At 60.8% G+C, this 22,735-nt stretch carries 21 protein-coding genes; 10 read left to right on the forward strand and 11 right to left on the reverse strand.

What is annotated here, in order from left to right; all coding sequences use genetic code 11:
- Window positions 1-175 precede the first annotated feature (175 nt).
- From prmC to speB, 4 genes are all read right to left on the reverse strand, one after another.
- A complete protein-coding gene (gene prmC, locus B8991_RS13505) occupies window positions 176-1,006 on the reverse strand; it encodes a peptide chain release factor N(5)-glutamine methyltransferase (RefSeq protein WP_084353526.1) in 831 nt (276 codons plus the stop codon).
- Window positions 1,003-2,052: a peptide chain release factor 1 gene (gene prfA / locus B8991_RS13510; protein WP_084353527.1), complete on the reverse strand. Its 1,050-nt coding sequence runs from the start codon at window positions 2,050-2,052 to the stop codon at window positions 1,003-1,005. The genes prmC and prfA overlap by 4 nt, the downstream gene beginning before the upstream one ends.
- 116 nt (window positions 2,053-2,168) lie before the next feature.
- Entirely contained in the window at window positions 2,169-2,576 is a 408-nt protein-coding gene (locus tag B8991_RS13515) for a DUF1499 domain-containing protein (RefSeq protein WP_084353528.1), read from the reverse strand.
- Window positions 2,577-2,652: 76 nt separating this feature from the next.
- Window positions 2,653-3,624: an agmatinase gene (speB, locus tag B8991_RS13520; RefSeq protein WP_084353529.1), complete on the reverse strand. Its 972-nt coding sequence runs from the start codon at window positions 3,622-3,624 to the stop codon at window positions 2,653-2,655.
- Window positions 3,625-3,803: 179 nt separating this feature from the next.
- On the opposite strand from speB, the gene mazG reads away from it, so the two are divergent.
- From mazG to B8991_RS13535, 3 genes are all read left to right on the forward strand, one after another.
- Window positions 3,804-4,622, forward strand: a complete 819-nt coding sequence (mazG, locus tag B8991_RS13525) for a nucleoside triphosphate pyrophosphohydrolase (RefSeq protein ID WP_084353530.1) — start codon at window positions 3,804-3,806, stop codon at window positions 4,620-4,622.
- Window positions 4,623-4,706: 84 nt separating this feature from the next.
- Window positions 4,707-5,714 carry a Fe(3+) ABC transporter substrate-binding protein gene (locus B8991_RS13530; RefSeq protein WP_084353531.1) on the forward strand — a complete coding sequence of 336 codons (1,008 nt, stop codon included), beginning with the start codon at window positions 4,707-4,709 and terminating at the stop codon, window positions 5,712-5,714.
- Between the two features lie 193 nt (window positions 5,715-5,907).
- Window positions 5,908-6,369 (forward strand): hypothetical protein, encoded by a 462-nt coding sequence (locus tag B8991_RS13535; protein WP_143514598.1) that lies wholly within the window; start codon window positions 5,908-5,910, stop codon window positions 6,367-6,369.
- A gap of 21 nt (window positions 6,370-6,390) precedes the next feature.
- Here B8991_RS13535 and B8991_RS22170 read toward each other — a convergent pair whose 3' ends face one another.
- Window positions 6,391-6,522 carry a hypothetical protein gene (locus tag B8991_RS22170; RefSeq protein ID WP_268876743.1) on the reverse strand — a complete coding sequence of 44 codons (132 nt, stop codon included), beginning with the start codon at window positions 6,520-6,522 and terminating at the stop codon, window positions 6,391-6,393.
- Between the two features lie 70 nt (window positions 6,523-6,592).
- Between B8991_RS22170 and B8991_RS13540 the strand changes: the two genes are divergently transcribed.
- The 4 genes from B8991_RS13540 (at window position 6,593) to B8991_RS13555 (ending at window position 10,537) form a co-directional block, all read left to right on the forward strand.
- Window positions 6,593-7,534 carry a nucleoside hydrolase gene (locus B8991_RS13540; protein WP_084353533.1) on the forward strand — a complete coding sequence of 314 codons (942 nt, stop codon included), beginning with the start codon at window positions 6,593-6,595 and terminating at the stop codon, window positions 7,532-7,534.
- The gene (locus tag B8991_RS13545; protein ID WP_084353534.1) at window positions 7,531-7,977 is read left to right on the forward strand and encodes a GNAT family N-acetyltransferase; all 447 of its coding nucleotides are present in this window, start codon (window positions 7,531-7,533) and stop codon (window positions 7,975-7,977) included. The genes B8991_RS13540 and B8991_RS13545 overlap by 4 nt, the downstream gene beginning before the upstream one ends.
- Window positions 7,978-8,030: 53 nt before the next feature.
- A complete protein-coding gene (locus B8991_RS13550; RefSeq protein ID WP_084353535.1) occupies window positions 8,031-9,449 on the forward strand; it encodes a protein adenylyltransferase SelO in 1,419 nt (472 codons plus the stop codon).
- 320 nt (window positions 9,450-9,769) lie between these two features.
- Window positions 9,770-10,537, forward strand: a complete 768-nt coding sequence (locus B8991_RS13555; RefSeq protein ID WP_084353536.1) for a tellurite resistance TerB family protein — start codon at window positions 9,770-9,772, stop codon at window positions 10,535-10,537.
- Between the two features lie 138 nt (window positions 10,538-10,675).
- On the opposite strand, the gene B8991_RS13560 is transcribed toward B8991_RS13555, so the two are convergent.
- From B8991_RS13560 to B8991_RS13570, 4 genes are all read right to left on the reverse strand, one after another.
- A complete protein-coding gene (locus B8991_RS13560; RefSeq protein WP_143514599.1) occupies window positions 10,676-12,031 on the reverse strand; it encodes a TRAP transporter large permease in 1,356 nt (451 codons plus the stop codon).
- A 3-nt stretch (window positions 12,032-12,034) separates the two neighbouring features.
- Complete coding sequence (locus tag B8991_RS21120; RefSeq protein ID WP_143514600.1) at window positions 12,035-13,348, reverse strand: TRAP transporter small permease subunit; 1,314 nt, start codon at window positions 13,346-13,348, stop codon at window positions 12,035-12,037.
- A gap of 77 nt (window positions 13,349-13,425) precedes the next feature.
- Window positions 13,426-14,523, reverse strand: coding sequence for a TRAP transporter substrate-binding protein DctP (gene dctP, locus B8991_RS13565; protein ID WP_084353537.1), 1,098 nt, complete (start codon window positions 14,521-14,523; stop codon window positions 13,426-13,428).
- 443 nt (window positions 14,524-14,966) lie between these two features.
- Window positions 14,967-16,214, reverse strand: a complete 1,248-nt coding sequence (locus B8991_RS13570) for a DEAD/DEAH box helicase (RefSeq protein WP_412780878.1) — start codon at window positions 16,212-16,214, stop codon at window positions 14,967-14,969.
- 415 nt (window positions 16,215-16,629) lie between these two features.
- Between B8991_RS13570 and B8991_RS13575 the strand changes: the two genes are divergently transcribed.
- The 3 genes from B8991_RS13575 (at window position 16,630) to eno (ending at window position 19,460) form a co-directional block, all read left to right on the forward strand.
- Window positions 16,630-17,052 carry a Fur family transcriptional regulator gene (locus B8991_RS13575; RefSeq protein WP_084353539.1) on the forward strand — a complete coding sequence of 141 codons (423 nt, stop codon included), beginning with the start codon at window positions 16,630-16,632 and terminating at the stop codon, window positions 17,050-17,052.
- 113 nt (window positions 17,053-17,165) lie between these two features.
- Window positions 17,166-18,062, forward strand: a complete 897-nt coding sequence (locus tag B8991_RS13580; protein ID WP_084353540.1) for a DMT family transporter — start codon at window positions 17,166-17,168, stop codon at window positions 18,060-18,062.
- 123 nt (window positions 18,063-18,185) lie between these two features.
- Window positions 18,186-19,460 (forward strand): phosphopyruvate hydratase, encoded by a 1,275-nt coding sequence (gene eno, locus B8991_RS13585; protein WP_084353541.1) that lies wholly within the window; start codon window positions 18,186-18,188, stop codon window positions 19,458-19,460.
- A 655-nt stretch (window positions 19,461-20,115) separates the two neighbouring features.
- Here the strand turns inward: eno and B8991_RS13595 are convergent.
- Together B8991_RS13595 and B8991_RS13600 are read right to left on the reverse strand one after the other, a co-directional pair.
- Window positions 20,116-21,456, reverse strand: coding sequence for an 8-oxoguanine deaminase (locus B8991_RS13595; protein WP_084353542.1), 1,341 nt, complete (start codon window positions 21,454-21,456; stop codon window positions 20,116-20,118).
- Between the two features lie 128 nt (window positions 21,457-21,584).
- A complete protein-coding gene (locus B8991_RS13600; RefSeq protein WP_084353543.1) occupies window positions 21,585-22,547 on the reverse strand; it encodes an NADPH:quinone oxidoreductase family protein in 963 nt (320 codons plus the stop codon).
- Window positions 22,548-22,735: the final 188 nt, after the last annotated feature.

Raw genomic sequence — 22,735 nt, forward strand, 5'->3', positions numbered from 1 at the left:
GCCTCATGCGCTCAACTTAAGGACGGGCCCCATCGATTTCCGGCTTGGCGTCGGCGGCGAGAGCGTAAGCGTTCAGCCATCCCGACTGCTACCGCAATAATCATGTCATCGGCTTCCAGACAAGCAAAAAACACGCGATCAGTAGCAGTTTCGGAAAAATTTGCCACAAAATGACTTAATTGCCGCGGCAAGATACCACGCGCGGCCTGCCATCCATGTCGGGATGCACGATGACGTTCTGAAGTCCGCAACCGCGAAAAATCTCTGCAACGGCAGGGCCCTGCTGCCAGCCGATCTCTACCAACAAGCGTCCACCGGGGGTCAGGTGATCCGCCGCACGGGTTGCGATCACGCGGTAAGGGGCCAGCCCGTCACCACCGGGGGTGAGCGCGATTTCCGGGTCGTGATTGCGCACCTCGGGTGAAAGATCGGACATCTCATTGGCAGCGATATAGGGCGGGTTGGACACGATTAAATCGAATCGTCCGCTGATCCCGTCAAACCAATCGGCTGTCAGCAGCGTCAGCCGGTCCAGGACCCCGTGGCTCGTCGCATTTTGCGCGGCCACTTCCAGTGCCTTGGCGCTGATATCGCTGGCCACCGCCCGTGCGTCCGGCCATTCGGCCAACAAGGTGACAGCAAGGATGCCCGACCCGGCGCCGAGGTCCAAAATAGATGAACAACGCTCCGTAAGCGACTGCTCTATAATATTTTCCGTTTCTGGACGTGGGTCGAGGACATCTTCGGTGACTGCAAAGCTGCGCCCCCAGAAAAGACGCGTGCCAAGGATTTTGGACACGGGTCGCCGTGCGCAGCGTTCGGCCAGCATCCGGTCCAGTCCCGCCATCGCGGTATCGGGGAAGTCGTCTCGGGCCAGCAATGTCAGTCGTGATGCTTCAACGCCCATCGCGCCCGCAACCAGCGCCCGTGCATCACGGGGCGCGCCGTCTATTCCGGCGGCATGCAGCGTGCGCGTGGCTTGCGCCAGCGCCTCGCTGACCGTCACGCGCCCATCTCGGCCAGGGCCGTGGCTTGCGCATCGGCGGTCAGCGCGTCGATCACCTCGTCCAGATCGCCCTGCATCACCTGATCCAGCTTGTACAGCGTCAGGTTGATACGGTGATCGGTCATGCGGCCTTGCGGGAAATTATAGGTCCGGATGCGTTCGGACCGGTCGCCTGACCCCACCTGCGCCTTGCGGTCGGCAGAACGTTCGCTATCCGCTTTCTGACGTTCCAGATCAAACAACCGTGTGCGCAGCACCTGCATGGCGATTTCTCGGTTGCGGTGCTGGGATTTCTCGGAACTGGTGACCACGGTGTTGGTCGGAAGGTGAGTAATGCGCACGGCCGAATCGGTGGTGTTGACGTGCTGCCCGCCTGCCCCGGAGCTGCGCATCGTGTCGATCCGTAGATCGTTGGGATCGATGCGGATATCGACCTCTTCGGCCTCGGGCAGAACAGCCACCGTGGCGGCGGATGTGTGGATGCGTCCGCCCGATTCTGTCGCAGGCACGCGCTGCACCCGGTGTACGCCGCTTTCATATTTCAGCCGGGCAAAGACGTTCTGGCCGGTGATCCGGGCGGTCAATTCGCGAATGCCGCCAAGCTCGGTCTGCTGCTCCTCGAGGATTTCCAGCTTCCAGCCATGGCTTTCGGAATAGCGCTGATACATGCGCAGCAGATCGCCCGCGAAAAGTGCGGCCTCTTCCCCACCGGTTCCGGGCCGGATCTCCAGCACGGCCGGGCGCGCATCGGCTGCATCCTTGGGCAAAAGCGCCAGTTGCAACGCGTGTTCGGCCTCTGGCAGCGCGGCGCGCAGGGCTGGCAGTTCTTCCTCGGCCAGTTCCTTCATGTCGGGGTCGGACAGCATCTCTTCAGCTTCGGACAGATCCGCCTGAAGCCTCTCATAGGCGCGGATTTGTTCGACGACGGGGCGGAGTTCGGCATATTCGCGGCCCAATGCGGCAATATCGCCGCCGCCCTGGGCCATCTTGGCCTCCAGGAACTCGAACCGTTCGGATATCTGGGCAAGTCTGTCTGCTGGAACCATGCCGGTGCATGTCCCCTATTGCGCGGGTTTGGTCAAGGCCCTGCCCTGCCTGCCGATGCGCAGACACGCCGGTTTTACGAGGTTGCACAGCCGGGTCCATGCACGGGCGCATGGCCTCAGGTCTGGCTCAGCGCCTGAAGCCAGTCATCAACCCGCGCGGCATTCACACCGAAATCCGCCTTGCCAAAGCGCAGCCGGGCCAAGATGCGGATCTGGCCATTCACCAGCTGCACGGTGGTATAATCTGGAAAGCCAAATCCGGCAGAGCGGGTGACATAGGTGATGTGCCCCCCTGCCACCGATCCGGCCAATACCTTGGTGCGCGGGGTGGTTCGGGCGATTTCATCGAGCTTCGCCAGTGTTTCCGCATCGCCGGGGATGATGCGCCGCGCGCCGCCCGTCAGGGTTTCGTCTGTGTCAAAGCCAAGCGGCACATGCCAACGCGCAGCATCGCTTGGTGCCAGTCGAATATAGACCATCAGGGCGATTACTAGAACAAGGACAATCAGCGCTGCGGTTTTCATCTATCTCTCCAATGCGGAGGGCGCGGATAAGCCACCGCAGCTGAGTCTTCAAGTGGTGGTGCCCGATCCGGCGGTGCTATCCGCCCATTCCCAGCCGCGACCAGCCGATAAGGCAGAGGATCTCCATCGCGACATGCGCCCCCGCCACGGCCGTGACGCCCGCGGGGTCGAAGGGCGGCGAGACCTCCACCACATCACCACCGACAAGTGGCACCCCTGCCATACCGCGCAGGATCGCGGCGGCCTGCGCCGAACTCAGCCCACCCCAGACCGGTGTGCCGGTACCAGGCGCAAAGGCCGGGTCCAGCCCGTCAATGTCAAAGCTGAGATAGGCGGGTGCCTCGCCCACGATCTCGCGGATGCGGTCCGCCGTGGCTTGCGCGCCGATCCGGTGAACCTCTGGCGCGTCGATGATGTGCAGGCCCATCGTGTCGGGATTCGTCGTACGAATGCCGATCTGGACAGAGCGCGCCGGATCAATCAGCCCCAGCTTCACGGCCTTGTAGACAAAGGTGCCGTGGTCAATCCGGTCCATATCATCATCCACCCAGCTGTCGGAATGGGCATCGAACTGAACAAGCGCCAGCGGCCCGTGTTTCGCCACATGCGCCTTCAAGAGCGGCAGCGTGATGAAATGATCTCCGCCCAGTGTCAGCACGGCCGCGCCAGAAGCAATGATCTTGGCGGCATGTGCTTCCAGCGTCGCGGGAAACTCGGACGTCTTGGCGTAGTCAAAGGCCAGATCGCCGGTATCCACCACCGTCATGTCGCTTAGCGGATCGAAGCCCCAGCCATAGGGCGGATCGTAAGGTTGCAGCAGGCTCGCCTCGCGGATTGCGCGCGGACCAAGCCGAGTACCGGGACGGTTGGTCACAGCCTGGTCAAAAGGCACGCCCGTCACCGCCACGTCAACACCGGTCAGATCCTTGGTATAGCGCCTGCGCAGGAAGGATGGCGCACCGCCAAAGGCATTTTCATAGCTTAAGCCCCGTGCGTCATCGCGTGTGAAGGCATGGTCGATCTGGGTCTTTGCGTCTTCAAGCGCCATTTGGTCCCCTTGGTTGTTCAGTCATTCCTCACCGCGATCCTGACCTGCGGTCAGGCTGACAACGCATCGTCGTCATCACCAGCCGATCCGTTCACCGGGACGGTCTGCGACAGGCATGGGTGGACTTCGCACGGCGCTGTTGTCAGGTTGCATCTGACGCGAAACCATGGATCTACGCAATGCCCGAAGACAGTCTGATTACCGACCCGAATGGCGGCATGCCCCGCCTGCGCGAAATCATGCGCCGCTTGCGCAACCCGCAAACCGGATGCCCCTGGGACATCGAACAGACATTCGCCACCATCGCCCCCTACACGATCGAAGAGGCCTACGAGGTCGCCGACGCCATCGAACGCGAGGCCTGGGACGAGTTGAAAGGCGAATTGGGCGATCTGCTGTTTCAATCGGTGTTCCATTCGCAAATGGCCGAAGAGGCCGGGATGTTCACCTTCGAGGACGTGGCCGACACCATGTCCGACAAGATGGTGGCCCGGCATCCGCATGTCTTTGGTGATGAATCGAACGCGAAAAGCGCGCAACAGCAAACCATCGATTGGGAGCAAACAAAAGCCGCCGAACGCGCCGCCAAGGCTCAGACCGGCGCGCTGGATGGCGTGGCAGTGGGCCTGCCTGCATTGCTGCGCGCGGTGAAGCTGCAAAAGCGCGCGGCACGGGTGGGGTTCGACTGGCCCGAAACCGAACAGGTTCTGGACAAGATCGCCGAGGAATGCGCCGAACTGCGCGAGGCGCATGCCTCTGGTGACAAGGCCCATACCGAAGAAGAGCTGGGCGATTTGCTATTTGTCATGGCCAATCTGGCGCGCCATCTGGGCATTGATCCAGAGGCGGCGTTGCGCGGTGCTAACGCCAAGTTCACACGTCGTTTCAAGGGGATAGAGAACGCCCTGAAAGCGGCAGGCAAGCGCCCGGAGGAGTCTGATCTGGCAGAGATGGACGCCCTTTGGGACGCGGAAAAGCGCCGCGAACGTCAACCCTGACAAAAATGTTCGGGTATTATATTGACCAAGTAAAACGCTCGGAATAGACAGGTCGCAGAAAACGTGAACCCGAAAGGACGACCCATGTATCGCCTGACTTGTGCTACAGCCCTGATGCTGACGACTGCCATGCCTGCCATTGCCGAAGGCATCGTCAATATCTACTCCTATCGCCAGCCTGAACTGATCGCGCCCCTGACGGACGCCTTCACCGAAGAGACCGGCATTGATGTGAATGTGGCCTATCTGAACAAGGGCATGGTCGAAAGACTGCAAGCCGAAGGTGATCGCTCGCCCGCCGACATGGTGCTGACCGTGGACATCTCTCGCCTGTCCGCTGTCGTCGATGCCGGGCTGACCCAGCCGGTCGAGACCGAAACACTGACATCAAACGTACCCGCGCAGTACCGCGACCCCGATGGCAACTGGTACGGCCTGACCACCCGCGCACGGATCGTCTATGCCTCCAAGGATCGTGTCGATCCATCGGAAGTCACCACCTACGAGGATCTCGCGGACCCCAAATGGGAAGGCCGGATCTGCACCCGTTCGGGCACGCATCCCTATAACGTCGCGCTGGCCTCGGCGGTGATCGAACATCACGGCGAAGAAGCCGCGAAAGAATGGCTGGGCGGCTTGAAGGCCAATTTGGCGCGCAAACCGCAAGGCAACGACCGCGCGCAGGTCAAGGCGATCTGGGCCGGCGAATGCGATCTTGCCATCGGCAACACCTATTACATGGGCAAGATGCTGGCAGATCCCGAACAGGCGGAATGGGCCAACTCGGTCAACGTGCTGTTCCCGGAATTCGAAGACAGCGGCACCCATGTGAACATCTCGGGCGTGGCGCTGACGAAATCGGCCCCGAACAAGGAAAACGCCATCAAGATGATGGAATTCCTGACCTCGCCCAAGGCGCAGGAAATCTACGCCCACGCCAACTATGAATACCCCATCGCCGAGGGCACAGAAGCAGATGAAGTGGTGCAAAGCTGGGGTGAGTTCACACCGGACGAAACCAACCTGATGGCGTTGGCCGCCCAACGCGCCGCCGCCCTGCGGATCATCGAGGAAGTCGATTTCGACGGCTGATCCCATTTACATCGAGCAGCCCAAGGCCCCGTCCATCAATGGCGGGGCCTTTTGGTTTTCTGGGCAAGGTCGGCTTCGAGCCCGGAAAAGCGGATGCTGCACCTTACACGAACGTCCGGGTTCTTGACGGTGCAAAAAAGGACCAAGATCAAACAAGTTTCGCATGTGAGCGAAATTGCGTTACATGATTGGTATGAGAAGCATCGCCGTTTTGTTCGTTATCGCGTGGTTTGTCTTTGCGTTTTTCGATCTGAATTTTGATCGCGACGTATTCAGAGCTTACACTGCTTCTGAAGTGGTGGACTACGATCCCGATGAAGGGCAACCTAGGCTGCTTCCTAGAGCAGTGATGGAATATCGTGTTCAACAAGGAGGTGTGGTCGGCCGAATAGGGGATTCCGTAAGTGAGTACGAGGACTGTACAGTCTTTGATCGCGACAATTGGTCATGCAAGCATTCTGATGAATCAGGTACGTTTGGTGCAAGGCAGGGCGAATTCTTCAGCCGAAGCAACCTCGACAAATTCCCTCACCTTGACTATCTTGATGAAGAAGAAACACTGTCTCGGTTTCGCTACATCATGCTTCAGTGCAGATGGGATGCTACGGGTGGCATCGATGCCATCTTTTGCCTGTTGAGGCCATTCACGACATAACCCCCAAAGAGCAACGCTCGTTCAGAGGGGACGGACGACAGTCCGACACCAATGGTGGGTCTGTCCCGCATAGCTGACGTGGCGCGCTTCTTCGGGCGCGCGCTCGGCTGTCGGCGGGGTATCGCCTTCGTAGTCCCATTTTGCTTGCGACACCTAAAAGGCTCTGTCAGATGCATGGGCGCAGATGGGCCTCGCGCGCCATGGGCAGGCAAGGAGAATGGCAATGACGGCACGCAAGATCATCATCGACACCGATCCGGGCCAGGACGACGCGGTGGCCATCCTTCTGGCACTTGCCTCTCCCGAAGAGATCGAGGTGCTGGGCATCACGGCGGTGGCCGGAAACGTGCCGCTGGCGCTGACCCAAAAGAACACGCGCATCATTTGCGAATTGGCGAACCGCACCGATATTCCTGTCTTTGCGGGCTGCGATGCACCGCTGAAAAGACCGCTGGTCACGGCCGAGCATGTGCATGGCAAGACCGGGCTTGACGGGCCTACCCTTCCCGATCCGACAATGCCGCTGCAAGATGCCCATGCGGTCGATTTCATCATCGAAACCCTGCGCGCACATCCTGCCGGGACGGTCACGCTTTGCCCGCTGGGGCCGCTGACCAATATCGCCACCGCGCTGGAAAAGGCTCCCGACATTGCCCCGCGCATTGCCGAGATCGTGCTGATGGGCGGTGCCTATTTCGAGGTGGGCAACATCACCCCCGCCGCAGAGTTCAACATCTATGTCGATCCGGAAGCCGCTGATATCGTGTTCAGATCCGGCGCACCGATTACGGTCATGCCGCTGGACGTGACGCATAAGGCACTGGTCACGAAGCCGCGCAACGATGCGTTCCGCGCCTTGGGCACGCCCGTGGGCGAGGCCGTGGCTCTGATGACCGACTTTTTCGAACGGTTCGACAAGGAGAAATACGGCAGCGCAGGCGCGCCACTGCACGACCCTTGCGTCACCGCTTATCTGATCCGGTCGGACCTGTTCACCGGCCGTCACATCAATGTCGAGATCGAAACCACCTCGGAACTGACATTGGGGATGACCGTCGCCGATTGGTGGGGCGTCACCGACCGCCCGGCCAATGCGACCTTCATGGGCGATCTGGACGCGGACGGCTTCTTTGCGCTGCTGACGGAAAGACTGGCCCGGCTATGAAGACCCTGCATCTGGCGGGCCCGGACGATCTGTCCCGGCTGTTGCCTCTGGTCGCCGCCTTTCACGAACATCAGGGGTTCAACACCGATCCCGAGCATCGGACAGCCGCCATCCTGCCTCTGCTTGAAGGTTCGGCGCATGGCGCGGTCTGGCTGATCGGACCACGCAAGGCACCGGTGGGCTATGTCGTCGTCACGTTCGGCTGGTCGGTCGAATATGGCGGGTTGGACGGGATCGTTGACGAATTGTATATCCGCCCCGCCGTGCGCGGCCGCGGCATGGGATTCGAGGCGGTCAATTCCTTGGCCCACGCCCTGCGCGACAATGGCGTTCGGGCGCTGCATCTTGAGGCCGACCGCAGTGATGAAACGCTATCCCGGTTTTACAGGCGCAGCGGGTTTCGCCCGCGCGAAGGGTATCTGTTCATGTCGCGGGTGCTGTAGCGCACAGACATTAACGCACTGGCATTCCCGGCCCGAATGCCTATTTGTGGGGTATGACCCTGCATATCCCCTTCGACAATTCCTACGCCGCCCTGCCCGATGGCTTCTACACCCGGCAGAACCCGACACCTGTCGCCGCGCCACAGTTGATTGTGTTCAACCACGCGCTTGCGGCGCAGATGGGCATGGAAGGCACGGATGACCCCCGCCTTGCGTCGATCTTCGCGGGCAATGAGGTGCCGCAGGGCGCGGCCCCCTTGGCGCAGCTTTATGCGGGTCACCAGTTCGGCCAGTTCAATCCGCAGCTTGGCGATGGCCGCGCGATCCTTCTGGGCGAGACCGTGGGCCGCGACGGGCGACGCCGCGACATCCAGCTCAAGGGCTCTGGTCCCACGCCATATTCCCGCAGCGGCGATGGTCGCGCGTGGCTGGGGCCAGTGCTGCGCGAATATCTTGTCTCCGAGGCAATGCATGCGCTTGGCGTGCCCACCACGCGCGCGCTGGCTGCCGTCCGCACCGGAGAGCCCGTCTACCGCGAGGCCGCCCTGCCCGGCGCGGTACTGACCCGCGTCGCCGCCAGCCACATCCGTGTCGGCACGTTTCAGGTCTTTGCCGCACGCCGCGACACGAAGGCGCTTCGCGAATTGATGGACCATGCCATCGCGCGTCATTACCCGGACGCCGATGGCCCGCGCGGGTTCTTGCAGGCGGTGATTGCCGCGCAGGCGAAGCTGGTGGCGCAATGGATGTCGGTCGGCTTTATCCACGGGGTGATGAACACGGACAATTGCGCAATCTCGGGCGAGACGATCGATTACGGCCCCTGTGCGTTCATGGATGTCTACAATCCCGATACGGTTTTTTCGTCCATCGACCGTCGTGGCCGTTACGCCTATGCCAATCAGGCCGATATCGTCATCTGGAACATAGCACAGTTGGCGACATCTCTGGTGCCGCTGATGCCCGATACGGATGAGGCCGTGAAGGGCTTTACCGATGACGTGCAAGGCATGGCCGAGCAGATCCGCGCGCAGTGGTTGACGCGGTTCGCCGCGAAGATCGGCATCACGGAAGCTCAGCCCGAAGATGCCGCGCTGATCGGCGACCTGCTGACCACGATGGATGAGAACCAGGCGGATTTCACCAACACGTTCCGCGCGCTTGTCTCGGGCGACGCACGAGACCAGTTCACGGACCCGGCGGCGTTTGAACTTTGGGCCGAGGGCTGGAAACAACGGTTGGACGGCGAGGCAGATCCGCAGGCGGTGATGACCTCTGCCAACCCTGCCTACATCCCGCGCAATCACCGCGTGGAGCAGATGATCGAGGCTGCGGTTGCAGGCGATGATGCGCCGTTCCACCGGATGCTGGACATTCTGTCTCGTCCTTACGAGGATCAACCGGTTGCCGAGGACCTGACCCGCCCGCCCCTGCCCGCCGAGGTTGTACCCGCAACATTCTGCGGAACCTGACCGACAAGCCAAGCGGCACTGGCGTCAATTCTTGTGCGCGGCATCCATCCGTGACGACGCAAAGCCAGCCAGGCGAAGCGTTCGTATGTCCTGAACGGGACCGCTGCGAACATGTTTCAGGTCGCGTCATGGCTGATCGTGCTGGCCGGGGCAGTTCGGTGCCGCGAATTTCGTGACACCGAACGACTTACCGGCTGGTCAATCGGCTGTGCCGCGACCCGGATCTGGTCCGAGCCGGATCACAGTTTTTCGGTTACAGAACGGTCCCGACGTGTCATGTTGGCGCTCAGGTTTAAGCAATTAACCAGGGAGATTAGCAAATGAGCCTCATGGGAACGCTGGCCAAGATCGCCATCGGATATGCCTCGGCGCGCGGCATCGACAAACTGACAAGTGGTCAGGGTATGGGCGGCGGCGCTCAGGTCAAAAGCACCGAAACCGGCGGGCTTGGCGATATGATGTCGCAGATGACCGGCGGCACCGAAGGGCAGACCAACCCATTGCAGGGGCTGATGGAACAGATGCAGAAAGGCGGGTTGGACCTGTCGGCATTGATGGGCGGCGGACAATCCGGCGAAAGTGGAGACAAGGGCGGATTGCTGTCCTCTGCGCCCGGCGGCGGCACTGGACTGGCGGGCATGCTTGCCGGTGTCGGTGCGATGGCTCAGGCGCAAGGCAAAGGTCTGAGCGGGCTGATTGACCAGTTCAACACCGCAGAAACCGCACCGGACGCCGAGGCTGCCGCAGCGCTGATGCTGCGCGCGATGATCCAGGCGGCCAAGGCCGATGGCGGCATCGACGATGCCGAGAAGGCGAAGATCCTGGAAACCGTCGGCGACGATGCAGATGCCGAAGACATGGCCTTTATCAAGGACCAGCTTGCGGCGGATGTGGATATCAAGGGGCTGGCGGCTGACACGCCTGCCGCGCAAAAGATGCAGGTTTATTCTGCCTCCATGACCACGATCCGTGTGGATACGCAGGCAGAAGCGCAGTATCTTCATCAACTGGCACAGGCATTGGGCATTCCCGAAGCCGGGGTCAATGCGATGCATGTTCAACTGGGCCTGAGACCGCTTTACGCCTGAACTGCACCGCACAGACCCAAGTAAAAAAGCGGCTGCGCACCCATCGGATCGCGCAGCCGTTTTGTTTCGAATACCTTAAGTCGGACAAGACGGGGTGCAGCAGCCCTGCCGTTTGGCCAGCCGCTGCACCGTGCCGGCTCAGCCGTAAACCAGCCTTGGCAGCCATGTGATGATCTGCGGGAAGACCATGCAGAGCACCAGGCCGACAATCTGTAGGAACAGGAAGGGCAGCGCGGATTTGAAGATATCGGTCATCGGGATGTAATCAGGGGCGACGCCACGCAGGTAGAACAGCGCATAGCCAAAGGGCGGCGACAGAAAGCTCATCTGCATGTTCACCAGGTACAGCACACCGAACCACAGCACCAGATCGTCCGGACTGTCGAGGCCGAAGGCCTGCGCCCCCAGCACCTTGATGATCGGCACGAAGATCGGCACGCACAGCAACAAGATACCGACCCAGTCAAGGAACATCCCCAGAGCCACCAGCAGGATCTGCATCAGGATCAGGATGCCCCACGGGCCAAGCCCGGTCGCGGCAAGCGATTCCTGAACGAATTGCTGCCCGCCTTCCAGCACATACAGCCCGACAAAGATCGTCGCGCCGAACATGATCCAGATCACCATGGCCGACGCCTTAAGCGTGGTGGTGCAGGCTTCTCTGATCGTCGGCCAATCCAGTTTGCGGTGGATCGCCGCCACGATGAAGGCGCCGAATGTGCCGATGCCTGCGGCCTCCACCGGGGTGGCCACGCCCGTGAAGATGATCCCCAGCACGACAACAACGAGCGTGATCGGCGCAGCCATCTTGCCGACAAGCTGCACCTTTTCCGCATTGGACACCCGTTCCTCTACCGGGATGGCCGGGCCAAGCGCGGGATTGATATAGGACCGTATCACCACATAAGCGATATACATCCCCGACAGAAGCAGGCCCGGAATCACCGCGCCGATGAACAGCTCGCCCACCGATTGTTCAGCCACCACGGCGTAGATGATGGCAAGGATCGAGGGCGGGATCAGAATGCCCAACGTGCCCCCCGCCATGATCGAGCCCATGGCGATCTTCGGATCGTAGTGGCGCTTCAGCATCGCGGGCAAGGCAATGATGCCCATCGTCACCACCGCTGCCCCGATCACGCCGACCATCGCGGCCAGGATGGTAGAGGCGATGATCGTGGCCGCCGCCAGACCGCCTTTCAGCCCGCCCATGACCTTGTAGATCACGTCGAACATGTCGTTGATGATGCCTGCCCTTTCCAGCATCGCCGCCATGAAAATGAACAGCGGAATGGCCGAAAGCTGATAATTCGTCATCAGCGGGAAGATGCGGCTTGGCACGATGTTCAGCGCCCGAGCGTCACCCAGGATAAACAGGAACACGCAGGCCAGACCACCCGTCACGAAGGCCAGCGGCAAGCCGGCCATGAGAAGCGCCAGAAGGCTGCCGAACATGATCAGCGTCAGCCAGGCGATGTCGATTTCTATACCCATGCCTCAGTTCCCCCGCGCGATTTCACGGATGTCTTTGGACAGCTTGGAGACACCTTGCAGCACCAGCAGCAGGCCCCCGATCACCATCACCCATTTCATTGGCCAAAGTGGCACTTCCCATTCGTTGAAGCTGATCTCGCCCCAGCGGATGTTTGGGTCGCTCCACTGGTTCGCACCGAACCCGCTCAGCATCTCGCCAAAGCCGATCTGCCCACGCGCCCAGTCCGACAACACGGAATTGCCCGACGGCACAGCGATTGCGTCCATGGCAAAGATCCACGACGTCACCAACAACGTGCCTGCGAAGATAAAGAAGAAGATCGAGGTCAGCAGATCGACCCAGGCCTTTTTCGGGCGCGTGAGCGGTGCGTAGAAAATATCGACGCGCACATGGCTTTCGGTCAGCATCGCATATGACCCTGCAATCAGGTATTGCATGCCGAACATCAGGTACATTGCCTCATGCGCCCAGTTGGTGGGGCTGTTGAAAACGTAGCGGGCAATCACCTCGTAATAGTAGACAAAAACCGCGATCACCGCCCAGTAGGCGACAAATTCACCGCAGAACAGCGACAACCGGTCAATCCAGTTCTCGGCGTATTCGGCGTCTTTCTTCGGGGCCTCGGCAGCCTCTGCCGCAGCGAGGGCGGCTTCGGTTTCGCTCATCTCTTCATGCGCGGGCAGCTTGTCATTTGCGTTTCGCACCAAAGAGGGCATCAAAATCATGTCAATCAGCAACAACGCCAGGATCAGATACAGCGCGTAACCTCCCGCATCGTCCCAAAAAGCGCGCGTCCTTGCCGCCTCGTCCCGCTGGGGCGCTTTCTCTTCCAAGGTATTGCGAGCGGCTTCAAGCCGCGCTTCGCCCTTGGAAATCGTATCCTGCGCACGGGTCAGGCGACGCTCGGCAGATTTCTGCGTGAAAGACCCGGCTTCGGCAGCATCATAGGTGGCCTGAAGCTCTTCCAGATTGGCGCGCGCTTCATCGACGCGGGATTCTTCGCGATCCAATGTCCGTTCGGCCACACGCAATTCATTGGCAAAACCCGACAGGATGGTGCGGGCGTCCTGCGTCTGGCCATTGGCATACAGCACAAAAAGGAAGATCGGCAGATAGACCAACCCCCACATGTTCTTGAGATAAAACCGGTGCAGACCGATAATGCCGCCGGTGACGGCGATCATGTAGCCCAACGGCAATGTATAGCGTTTTTCTTGCGGCTGCGGTCGGCGCGACAAGATCATCGCGACAATGGGAAAGACGATAAGCCCGACCCAGTACAACCAATGCGGCAGCGTGAAGCTGAGCCCCGGCATTAAATTCTCCATGGCTGTCAGAGACAAAAAGTGCCGTCCGGAATGGTCCGGACGGCGACAAAGACATGTTCAAACGGTCAGAGCTTCAGCTCTAGCCCCTCGGTCAGCGCCGGATCCACATAGCCAAGCGATCCGGACTGCATGTACTTTAGCTGGATGTCGAATATCCGTGCCGCCTGCGGATCACGGTTGGCGTAGTCGAACCAGATTGGCACGGCGACTTCGGTCATCAACTCCACATCGTCCTGAGACAGGCGGGTCACTTCGGTACCATCGGCCTCGAATTTGGCCCATGCTTCCTGATCGGCAGCCTGGATGGCGGCGTGATGCATGTCTGAATAGACGTGGGTTTCCATTTCGACGAATTGCTTCATCTCTGGCGACAGCGCCTCCCACGCGGCCTGCCCCACGGTGATGTCCATGATGTCGACGGGCTGGTAGAGCGACATGAAACCGGGCGGTCCCATGACGATGTAATCGGTGACCTGGCTGAAGCCGAGCGCGTAGTTCACCGCGGGCCCCACATAATCGGCCACGTCGATCGTGCCTTTTTCCAGCGCCGGGAAAATCTCGGACCCCGGCAGAACCGTGGTCTCGGCGCCGATGGCGGTGAAGATCTCGGCGACCATGCCGCCCGGCAGGCGCATCTTGCGGCCCGCGAAATCGTCAATCGACCGGATCGGCACCTTGGAGTGGATGATGTTTGGGCCGTGATGCACGGGACCGACGAAATGCATGCCCTGCGCTGCGTAAAGTTCGCGCGCAATGTCGATGCCACCGAGGCCATAGTAAAACACATCAAATTCATGCGGGTTGCGCAGGCCCAGAGGGATGGAGGTCAGAAACGTCGCGGCCGGAATGATGCCTTGCGCGTAGATGGTGAAAGGATTCACCGCATCCAGAACACCGTTCTTGACCGCATCGAAAAGCTGAAAATCGCCAACCACGTCGTTTGCACCGAAGGGTTGAAACGCCAATTCGCCACCGGTCTTGTCGGCGATAGAGGCGCACCAGTCCTTGAATATCTGAAGACCAGCGCCACCGGGCCAGCTTGTCTGGATTTTCCAGGTCGTGCCATGAGACGCTGCCGTGGCAATATGCGGAGCGGCGAGCACCGTCGCACCTGCGCCCGCAAAAGCCCGCAACGCATTGCGCCGAGTGGTGATCTTGTTCATGTTTTTGTCCTCCCTTACATGCGCCGAGGGCCATTTTTTACAGATGGCTCATCCCGACATGCCCTAGGTTAGCGGCAACGGTCTAAATTGGTAAAGTTATTTCTCCACCTCATTGCAAGTTTATCGGCACCCGCATTCAAGAACATTCATCTTCCATTCTCTCGGCCACGACATGTCAGTGAGGGTCAAGCGTTTGACAAAAAATGTATTTTTAATCGATCATTTCCCGGTCGCCCGACACCGGGTAACTGACAGCGTCGATCTAGCAAACCGTCGGGCCAGCGCGCCTTGGCACTATTGCCGCCGCCGGACATATGAACTGAATCCTATCGCTGTCGAAGCAGGGAATGATCCTTCGGCAAATTACCGGCGTGCAAAAGAAATGCGCTGCCGGGAGTTCATCCCCGGCAGCGCAGCATTTTCAGGTCAGGCAGCCTACAGGTTCAGGCAGCGCGACGGCGTTGACGACCGCCACCATTGCCACCGTTCCCCCCACCGCCACCGCCGGAACGGCGACGACGCTGGTTGGAATTTGGCTTGGGTTTCTCACCGCGGACAGGCTCCCACGGGCGGCCAGACGCCACGGGAATTGTCAGCTTCATAATTTTCTGGATCGCCTTCAATTCGCCCATCTCGTCCGGGGCGCAGAAGGCCACCGCGCGGCCTGAGGCCCCGGCGCGCGCAGTCCGGCCAATACGGTGGACATAATTGTCGGGCACGTTCGGCAGATCGAAGTTGTAGACATGGCGCACAGCCGGAATATCCAGACCACGGGCCGCAACATCGGTGGCCACAAGCACCTTGATCTTGCCATCGCGGAACGATTGAAGCGCGCGATCGCGCTGTCCCTGGCTTTTGTTGCCGTGGATCGCAGCCGCAGAGTAACCCGCCTTGTCCAGCGTCTTCAGCAGCCGGTCGGCACCGTGTTTGGTGCGGGTAAAGACCAGCGCCAGTTCTTCACGGTGGACATCCAACTGCTCCACAAGGAAAGACGGCTTTTCAGCCTTCGCCACGAAGTGGATGCATTGATCGATCTTGTCGGCTGCCTTGCCCGGAGGCGAGACCTGCACCTTGACCGGATTGGTCAGATAGCCCGCTGACAGCTCTTCCATCTGTTTCGGCATCGTGGCCGAAAACAACATGGATTGACGCTGTTTGGACAGATGCGGCGTAATCCGGCGCAATGCGTGGATAAAGCCCATGTCCAGCATCTGATCAGCCTCGTCCAGCACCAGAAAACGTGCCTTGGACAGATCCAACGCGCGGCGGTCCAAAAGGTCGATCAGGCGGCCCGGCGTGGCAATCAGCAGGTCGGTGCCGCGCGCCAGACGGTTGATCTGCGCGTTGATCGACGCGCCACCCACAACGATATTCACCTTGATCGGCGTGCCATCCGTCAGGGTCTTCAAGGTTGCGGCGATCTGGTTGACCAGCTCGCGGGTCGGGGCCAACACCAATCCGCGCACGGTCTTGGGGGCAGGCTTGCCTGGCTCTGCCAACATTGCGGTGACCAGCGGCAGGCCGAAAGCGGCGGTCTTGCCGGTGCCTGTCTGGGCAAGGCCCATCACGTCGCGGCCTTGCAGGGCCTCGGGGATCGCGCCGGCCTGGATCGGCGTGGGCGTATCCAGCCCTAGGTCGGCAAGTCGTTTCAGCAGTTGGGCCGGCAGGCCCATTGATTCAAAAGTCGTCAAGGAAAATCCTTCTCTGGCCACGCGACATGCGCAGCCGTGGTCGGGCACGCATTGGCACCCTCATGGTGGTCGGAGACAAAACCGGCGGCCGGGCCGATTGCCCGCCTGCCCTTCAACTCCGCTGCCCCATGCGTGATCGTGGAAGCATTCCCGTTACTCCGATCAGGGGCACCAACAAGGGGCGCGGCCCGTCCTGCTCACGCGGCAGGGAGTAGCGTTGGCATGCATATGCGCTGGCAGGCCCCTAAAGTCAACCCGCCCTACCCACGTCACGTCCTGACCGTGACCTGCCTTCCACCCGGCCCGCCTTTACCCTGCCAGGCCGACGAAAGGTCGCGCCGCAATGTCAAATTTAGGCTTGGCCCATGGCGGAGGTATTCGTTAAACGTCGAGGCCACGAAACCGGAGACCGCGGATGGCCGACACGATCATCGAACGCTGCGAGGCCAAGGGCCTGCGCATGACCGACCAGCGCAGGACCATTGCGCAGGTGCTGGAAGAAGCGACCGATCATCCGGACGTCGAGGAACTGTACGCGCGCGCCAGCGCACGCGACGCCGCAATCTCGATCGCGACGGTCTATCGCACGGTGAAGCTGTTCGAAGAGGCGGGCATTCTGGAACGGCTGGAATTCGGCGATGGCCGCGCCCGGTACGAAGACGCAGAGCGCGAGCACCATGACCATCTGATCGACATGCAGTCCGGCGAAGTGATCGAATTCGTCGACCCCGAGATCGAGGCGCTTCAGGAAAAGATTGCGGAAAAGCTGGGCTACCGGCTGAAAGGCCACCGGATGGAGCTTTATGGCGTGCCCATCACCCCGCGCGCGCGCCGCTGACCCTGTGCTCTGACGCAGGTTGGTCTGTGCGCTCAACAACACTGGTCATTCGCGGGACGCTGAATTAGGTCCAAACCAACCGCACCCATAAACCAACAGGAAAAGAGCCCGCCATGCCTCTGCGCGCGATCATGCTGATGGTTCTGGGGATGGCCTTCCTGGCGCTCAGCGACATGTTCATCAAGCTGGCAGCCGCACGGATACCGGTGGGTCAGGTCATGGTGATGCTCAGCCTCGGCGGCACGACGGTCTTTTATATTGTCGCGCGCATACAACGCGTCCCGATCTTCACCAAGACAGCGCTGCAAAAGCTTGTTCTGATGCGCAACGGAATGGAGATGATGGGCGGTCTGGGCATGGTTCTGGGCATTGCCCTGGTGCCGCTTTCGCTTGTCGCGGTCATCATGCAGGCCACGCCGCTGCTGGTCACGCTGGGTGCTGCGCTGCTGCTGCATGAACCGGTAGGCTGGCGGCGTTGGGCGGCCATTTTTGTGGGTCTGCTGGGCATGTTGCTGGTCGTGCGGCCGGGTTTTGAGGGCTTCGCGCCTGCGACGCTTTTCGTTGTTATGGGCGTCGTGGGACTGGCGATGCGCGATCTGGTAACGCGCATGGCACCTGTCCATATCCCCTCGATCGCGCTGTCCACCTGGGGGTTCGGCGCGACCATTCCCGTGGGTGCCTTGCTGTTGCTGATCCAGGGCGATGTCCCGGTAATTGACGTCATGGCGCTGGCACAGGTTGGCGGTGCGGTGCTGGTCACGACCTCCGGATACTACGCCGTGACGGCGGCAATGCGTCTGGCGCCTGCCTCGACCGTTGCGCCGTTCCGCTATTCGCGGCTGGTCTTCACTATGAGCGTCGGCATCCTGATTTTCGGCGATATGCCCGACACCCTGACCCTGATCGGGGCTGCGATCATCATTGCATCGGGGCTTTACTCTTTCCTGCGCGAACGGCGGCTGGCCAGAGATCCCTTGATCGAGGCGCGGATAACCTCGCAAATGCCCTGACTGCCTGTGAAGGCTGTTCCGGCACACATGCAAGCAAGAGGTTAGCGCTAACGGTCGCAGTTTACTTTCCCCAACGAGATGCTATGACTGCCCCGAAGTTCCATTCAGGCCGAGGACGCCCCAATGAGCACCATTATCGACATTCACGCCCGCGAAATCCTTGACAGCCGGGGCAATCCGACCGTCGAGGTCGACGTCATCCTTGAGGATGGCACACTTGGCCGCGCCGCCGTGCCATCAGGTGCCTCGACCGGCGTACACGAAGCGGTGGAGCGCCGTGACGGCGACAAGGCCCGCTACATGGGCAAAGGCGTGCTGGAGGCCGTGGCCGCCGTCAATGGCGAGATTGCCGATGCGCTGGTCGGCATTGACGCGACCGAGCAGGTTGCCATCGACTCCGCGATGATCGAGCTGGACGGCACCGATAACAAAGGTCGTCTGGGCGCGAATGCGATCCTCGGCGTCAGCCTCGCCGCAGCCCATGCCGCAGCCGATTTCACCGGCCAGCCGCTGTTCCGCTATATCGGCGGCACCTCGGCCCGCGTCCTGCCCGTTCCGATGATGAACATCATCAATGGCGGCGAACATGCCGACAACCCGATCGACATTCAGGAATTCATGATCATGCCGGTCTCGGCCAGCAACATCCGCGAAGCGGTGCGCATGGGGTCCGAAGTGTTCCACACTCTGAAAAAAGAGCTGTCCGCCGCTGGTCACAACACCGGGATCGGCGACGAGGGCGGCTTTGCGCCGGGCCTCAACTCCACCCGCGATGCGCTTGATTTCATTCTCAAAGCCATCGAGAAAGCGGGCTTCAAGGCGGGCGAGGACATGTATCTTGCCCTCGATTGCGCGGCGACCGAATATTACAAGGACGGCGCCTATCACATGAAGGGCGAAAACGCGGTTCTGTCATCCGATGAAAACGTCGCCTACCTTCAGGCGCTGGTCAACGACTACCCGATCATCTCGATCGAGGATGGCATGGCAGAGGATGACTGGGACGGCTGGCGCGCCCTGACAGAAGTGCTGGGCGAGAAAGTGCAATTGGTCGGCGACGATCTGTTCGTGACCAACCCTGCCCGGCTGGCCATGGGGATCGAGCAAGGCTGCGCCAACTCCATGCTGGTCAAGGTCAACCAGATCGGCACCCTGACAGAAACGCTGAAAGCCGTCGAAATGGCCCATCGCGCACGGTTTACCAACGTGATGAGCCACCGTTCCGGCGAGACCGAAGATGCCACCATCGCCGACCTCGCTGTCGCGACCAATTGCGGCCAGATCAAGACCGGCTCTCTTTCGCGTTCCGACCGTCTTGCGAAATACAACCAGCTGATCCGTATCGAGGAAATGCTGGGCGTAACCGCCGAATTTGCAGGCCGTTCTGTCCTGAAATAACCGGCGTTGCGTCGGCGCATGACAAAGGCCCCGTCCCGATCGGGGAGCCATTCCGAAGTTTAGAACACGGGCGACAGGAAACTGTCGCCCGCTTTGCGTTTCAGCCCGCCACGGGTCTTGACGTTTTGTCCATATCTGCGTGCCGTGAAACAGCCACAGTTGGTAGATCAGGCGGGTGAGGACGGTCGTCCCGCCGACGGTCTCGCTTCTTCCGGGTGGCTGTGTCGGGGGCGATCTCCCGTCCCGGCGATCGTTTCTTTTGCCCGTCATCGCCCGCTTGGGCCATGGGGGTCCGCATGGCACGCTTGCACCGATGGCGATGGGCATGTCGGCAAGCAGACGCAGCGGCGATTTCGAGTCCGTCCGCCTGCCGCGGGCCTTGCATGATTTTCGCATCACCAACCTCGCCGCTGCGGCAACGCAATACCGGATGACGCGTAATTCCGGCGAGGCCAAGAATTTTACCCGCGCCTTTGACAAGCTGTCCTTCACGGACGAGCCAGTCTGCTCGGAAATCGCGACCTATGTTGATCAGGTTTTTGGCACCGAGATGCGTTTGATTTACGGCACGACGGAAATTGGCGTCACTATCGCCAACCGTCCCGGATTCTTGGGAAGAACGATCGCCAGACTATACGCCGTCTTTGCCGCGCGATCACGCGCTCTCTGCCAGCGCCCGCGCCAGCCGGGTCTGCTGAGTGATGACGTCTTGCAGGTCAATCGTCACCACATGACCATCCCGCACCACTTGTCGGCCTTCGACGAAGAGATCACGCACCTGCATTGGCCCCGCCAATAACAGCGCGGCCCTGTCCCAGCTTCCTGCGCTTTCGATGCCGCCAATATCCCAAAGTGCTAGGTCCGCACGCTTGCCCACGGCCACCTGACCGCAATCGTCTCGGCCCAGAACTTCGGCCCCGCCTCGGGTGGCAATATAGAGCGCCTCGCGCGCGCTCATTGCATCTGCGCCGCGCGACACCCGTTGGAGCAACATCGCCTGTCGCGCCTCTGCCACAAGATTTCCCGCATCATTGGAGGCGGATCCGTCCACGCCAAGCCCGACACGCACCCCGGCATCGCGCATCGCGCGCACGGGTGCGATGCCCGACCCCAATCGGCAATTGGAGCAAGGGCAGTGCGCAACACCGGTGCGGCTGCGCGCGAAGAGATCAATCTCTTGTGCGTCCAGCTTCACGCAATGGGCGTGCCACACATCCGCGCCGGTCCACCCCAGCTCTTCGGCATATTGCCCCGGTCGGCAGCCGAACTGCGCTTGTGAATAGGCAATGTCCTCGTCGTTCTCGGCCAGATGGGTGTGCAGCATCACCCCCTTGTCGCGGGCCAGAAGCGCCGCGTCGCGCATCAACTCACGGCTCACCGAGAAAGGTGAGCAAGGTGCCACGCCAACGCGGATCATCGCCCCTTCGGCCGGATCGTGGAACGCATCAATCACACGGATCGCGTCGCGCAGGATCTCGTCTTCGCGTTCCACCAGACTGTCGGGGGGAAGGCCGCCCGCGCTTTCGCCGATGCTCATCGCGCCGCGCGTCGGGTGAAACCGCAGGCCGATTTCCTTGGCGGCATCAATCGTATCATCCAACCGCGACCCGTTCGGATAGAGGTAAAGGTGGTCCGAGGTCATCGTGCAGCCCGACAAGGCCAGTTCCGCCAGCCCTGTCAGAGCCGAGACGCGCATATGGTCCGGCGTGAACCCTGCCCAGATCGGGTAGAGCGTCTTCAGCCACCCGAACAGCAGCGCGTCCTGCGCACCGGGGACAGCACGGGTCAGCGCTTGGTAAAGATGGTGATGCGTGTTGACGAGACCGGGGGTGACCAGCGCACCGGCAGCGTCCACGATCTCGCCAGTCGTTTGCAAGCCCTGGCCGATGGCCGCGATTACCCCATCGCGCAGCAGGATGTCGCAGCCGCTCAATTCGCGGGCCTCGTCATCCATGGTCAGCACATGGGCGCAATTGCGGATCAGTATTTCTGTCATCTGTTACAGTCCTCCTGAAGTGTCAGTCCCTTTCGGAGAACGCATTGGACCGGCGACAGAAAGGGCAAGGACTCGACCGGTGCGCCTCAGCTTACCCCGGTCCAGCCGATGTGGGAAGGCCCCACGACCTATCCGATCTCGATCACGACCTTTCCAGTGGAGCGCCTGTAGCGCAGCAGATCCATTCCCTCCGCCGCGCTGGAAAGTGGCAGCAAATGGCTGACATGCGGATGAATGCGCCCCTCCTCATACCAGCGCAGCAGTTCCGCCAGACTGTCGGTGATCACCTCGGGGCGGAATGCCATATACCCCCCCCAATAGAGCCCCAACACCGAAATATTCTTGACCAGCAGATGATTGGCCGGGATCTGGGGAACATCGCCGCTGGCAAAGCCGATGGGCAGGATCCGCGCCTCGGGGTTGCAGGCCCTGAAGGCGGCCTTGAACAGATCCCCGCCGACCGGATCATAGACCACATCCGCACCGCCAAGCGCCTTGACCTCGGCGCGCAGATCCGCCGTTTCGGTGTCGATCAGGTGATCAGCCCCCATATCGCGGGCGATCTGCAACTTGTCGGCTCCGCGCGCGCAGGCAATGACCTTGGCCCCCATCAGCTTGCCGATCTCAACCGCCGTCAGGCCAACGCCGCCGGCAGCGCCCAGCACCAGCAGTGTCTCCCCCGGTTGCAGACGCGCCCGGTGCGACAGCGCAACATGGCTTGTGCCATAGGCAATCTGAAAGGCAGCCGCTTCGGGAAAAGGCATGGCGTCGGGCAAGACAACCGCACGCGCTGCCGGGAAACAGCCGTATTCAGCCAGCCCGCCATGCCCGCCGAACACCGCGACGCGGGTGCCGGGCGCAAACCCCTCCACTCCCTCGCCCACGGCATCGACCGTGCCTGCGACCTCCATCCCTGGCACGAAAGGCAGCGCGGGCGTGTCCTGATAGGTTCCCTTCTGCATCAGAAGGTCCGCGAAATTCAGCCCGCAGGCCGCGATCTTGACACGAATCTCTTCCGGGCCGGGCCTTGGCAGCGCCAGTTTTTCCAGCCGGGCGGGTGTCTGATGTGATGTGACCTGATATCCAAGCATGCAAGCTCCTGTGTTGGACATAATTACGCGACAAAACTACTTAACTTGTCAAACTGTTGCAGAGCCTACATGAATCCAAAAGGTGACTGTACGTCACGCAAGTCTAGATTGCGTAAAATTAACCTAGTATACCTGCGATGGATCAAAATACCTTGCTAGTTAGCATTTTCAAAGATAAGTATTTAGAT

Source organism: Primorskyibacter flagellatus, from assembly GCF_900176485.1.
Taxonomy (GTDB): Bacteria; Pseudomonadota; Alphaproteobacteria; order Rhodobacterales; family Rhodobacteraceae; genus Primorskyibacter; species Primorskyibacter flagellatus.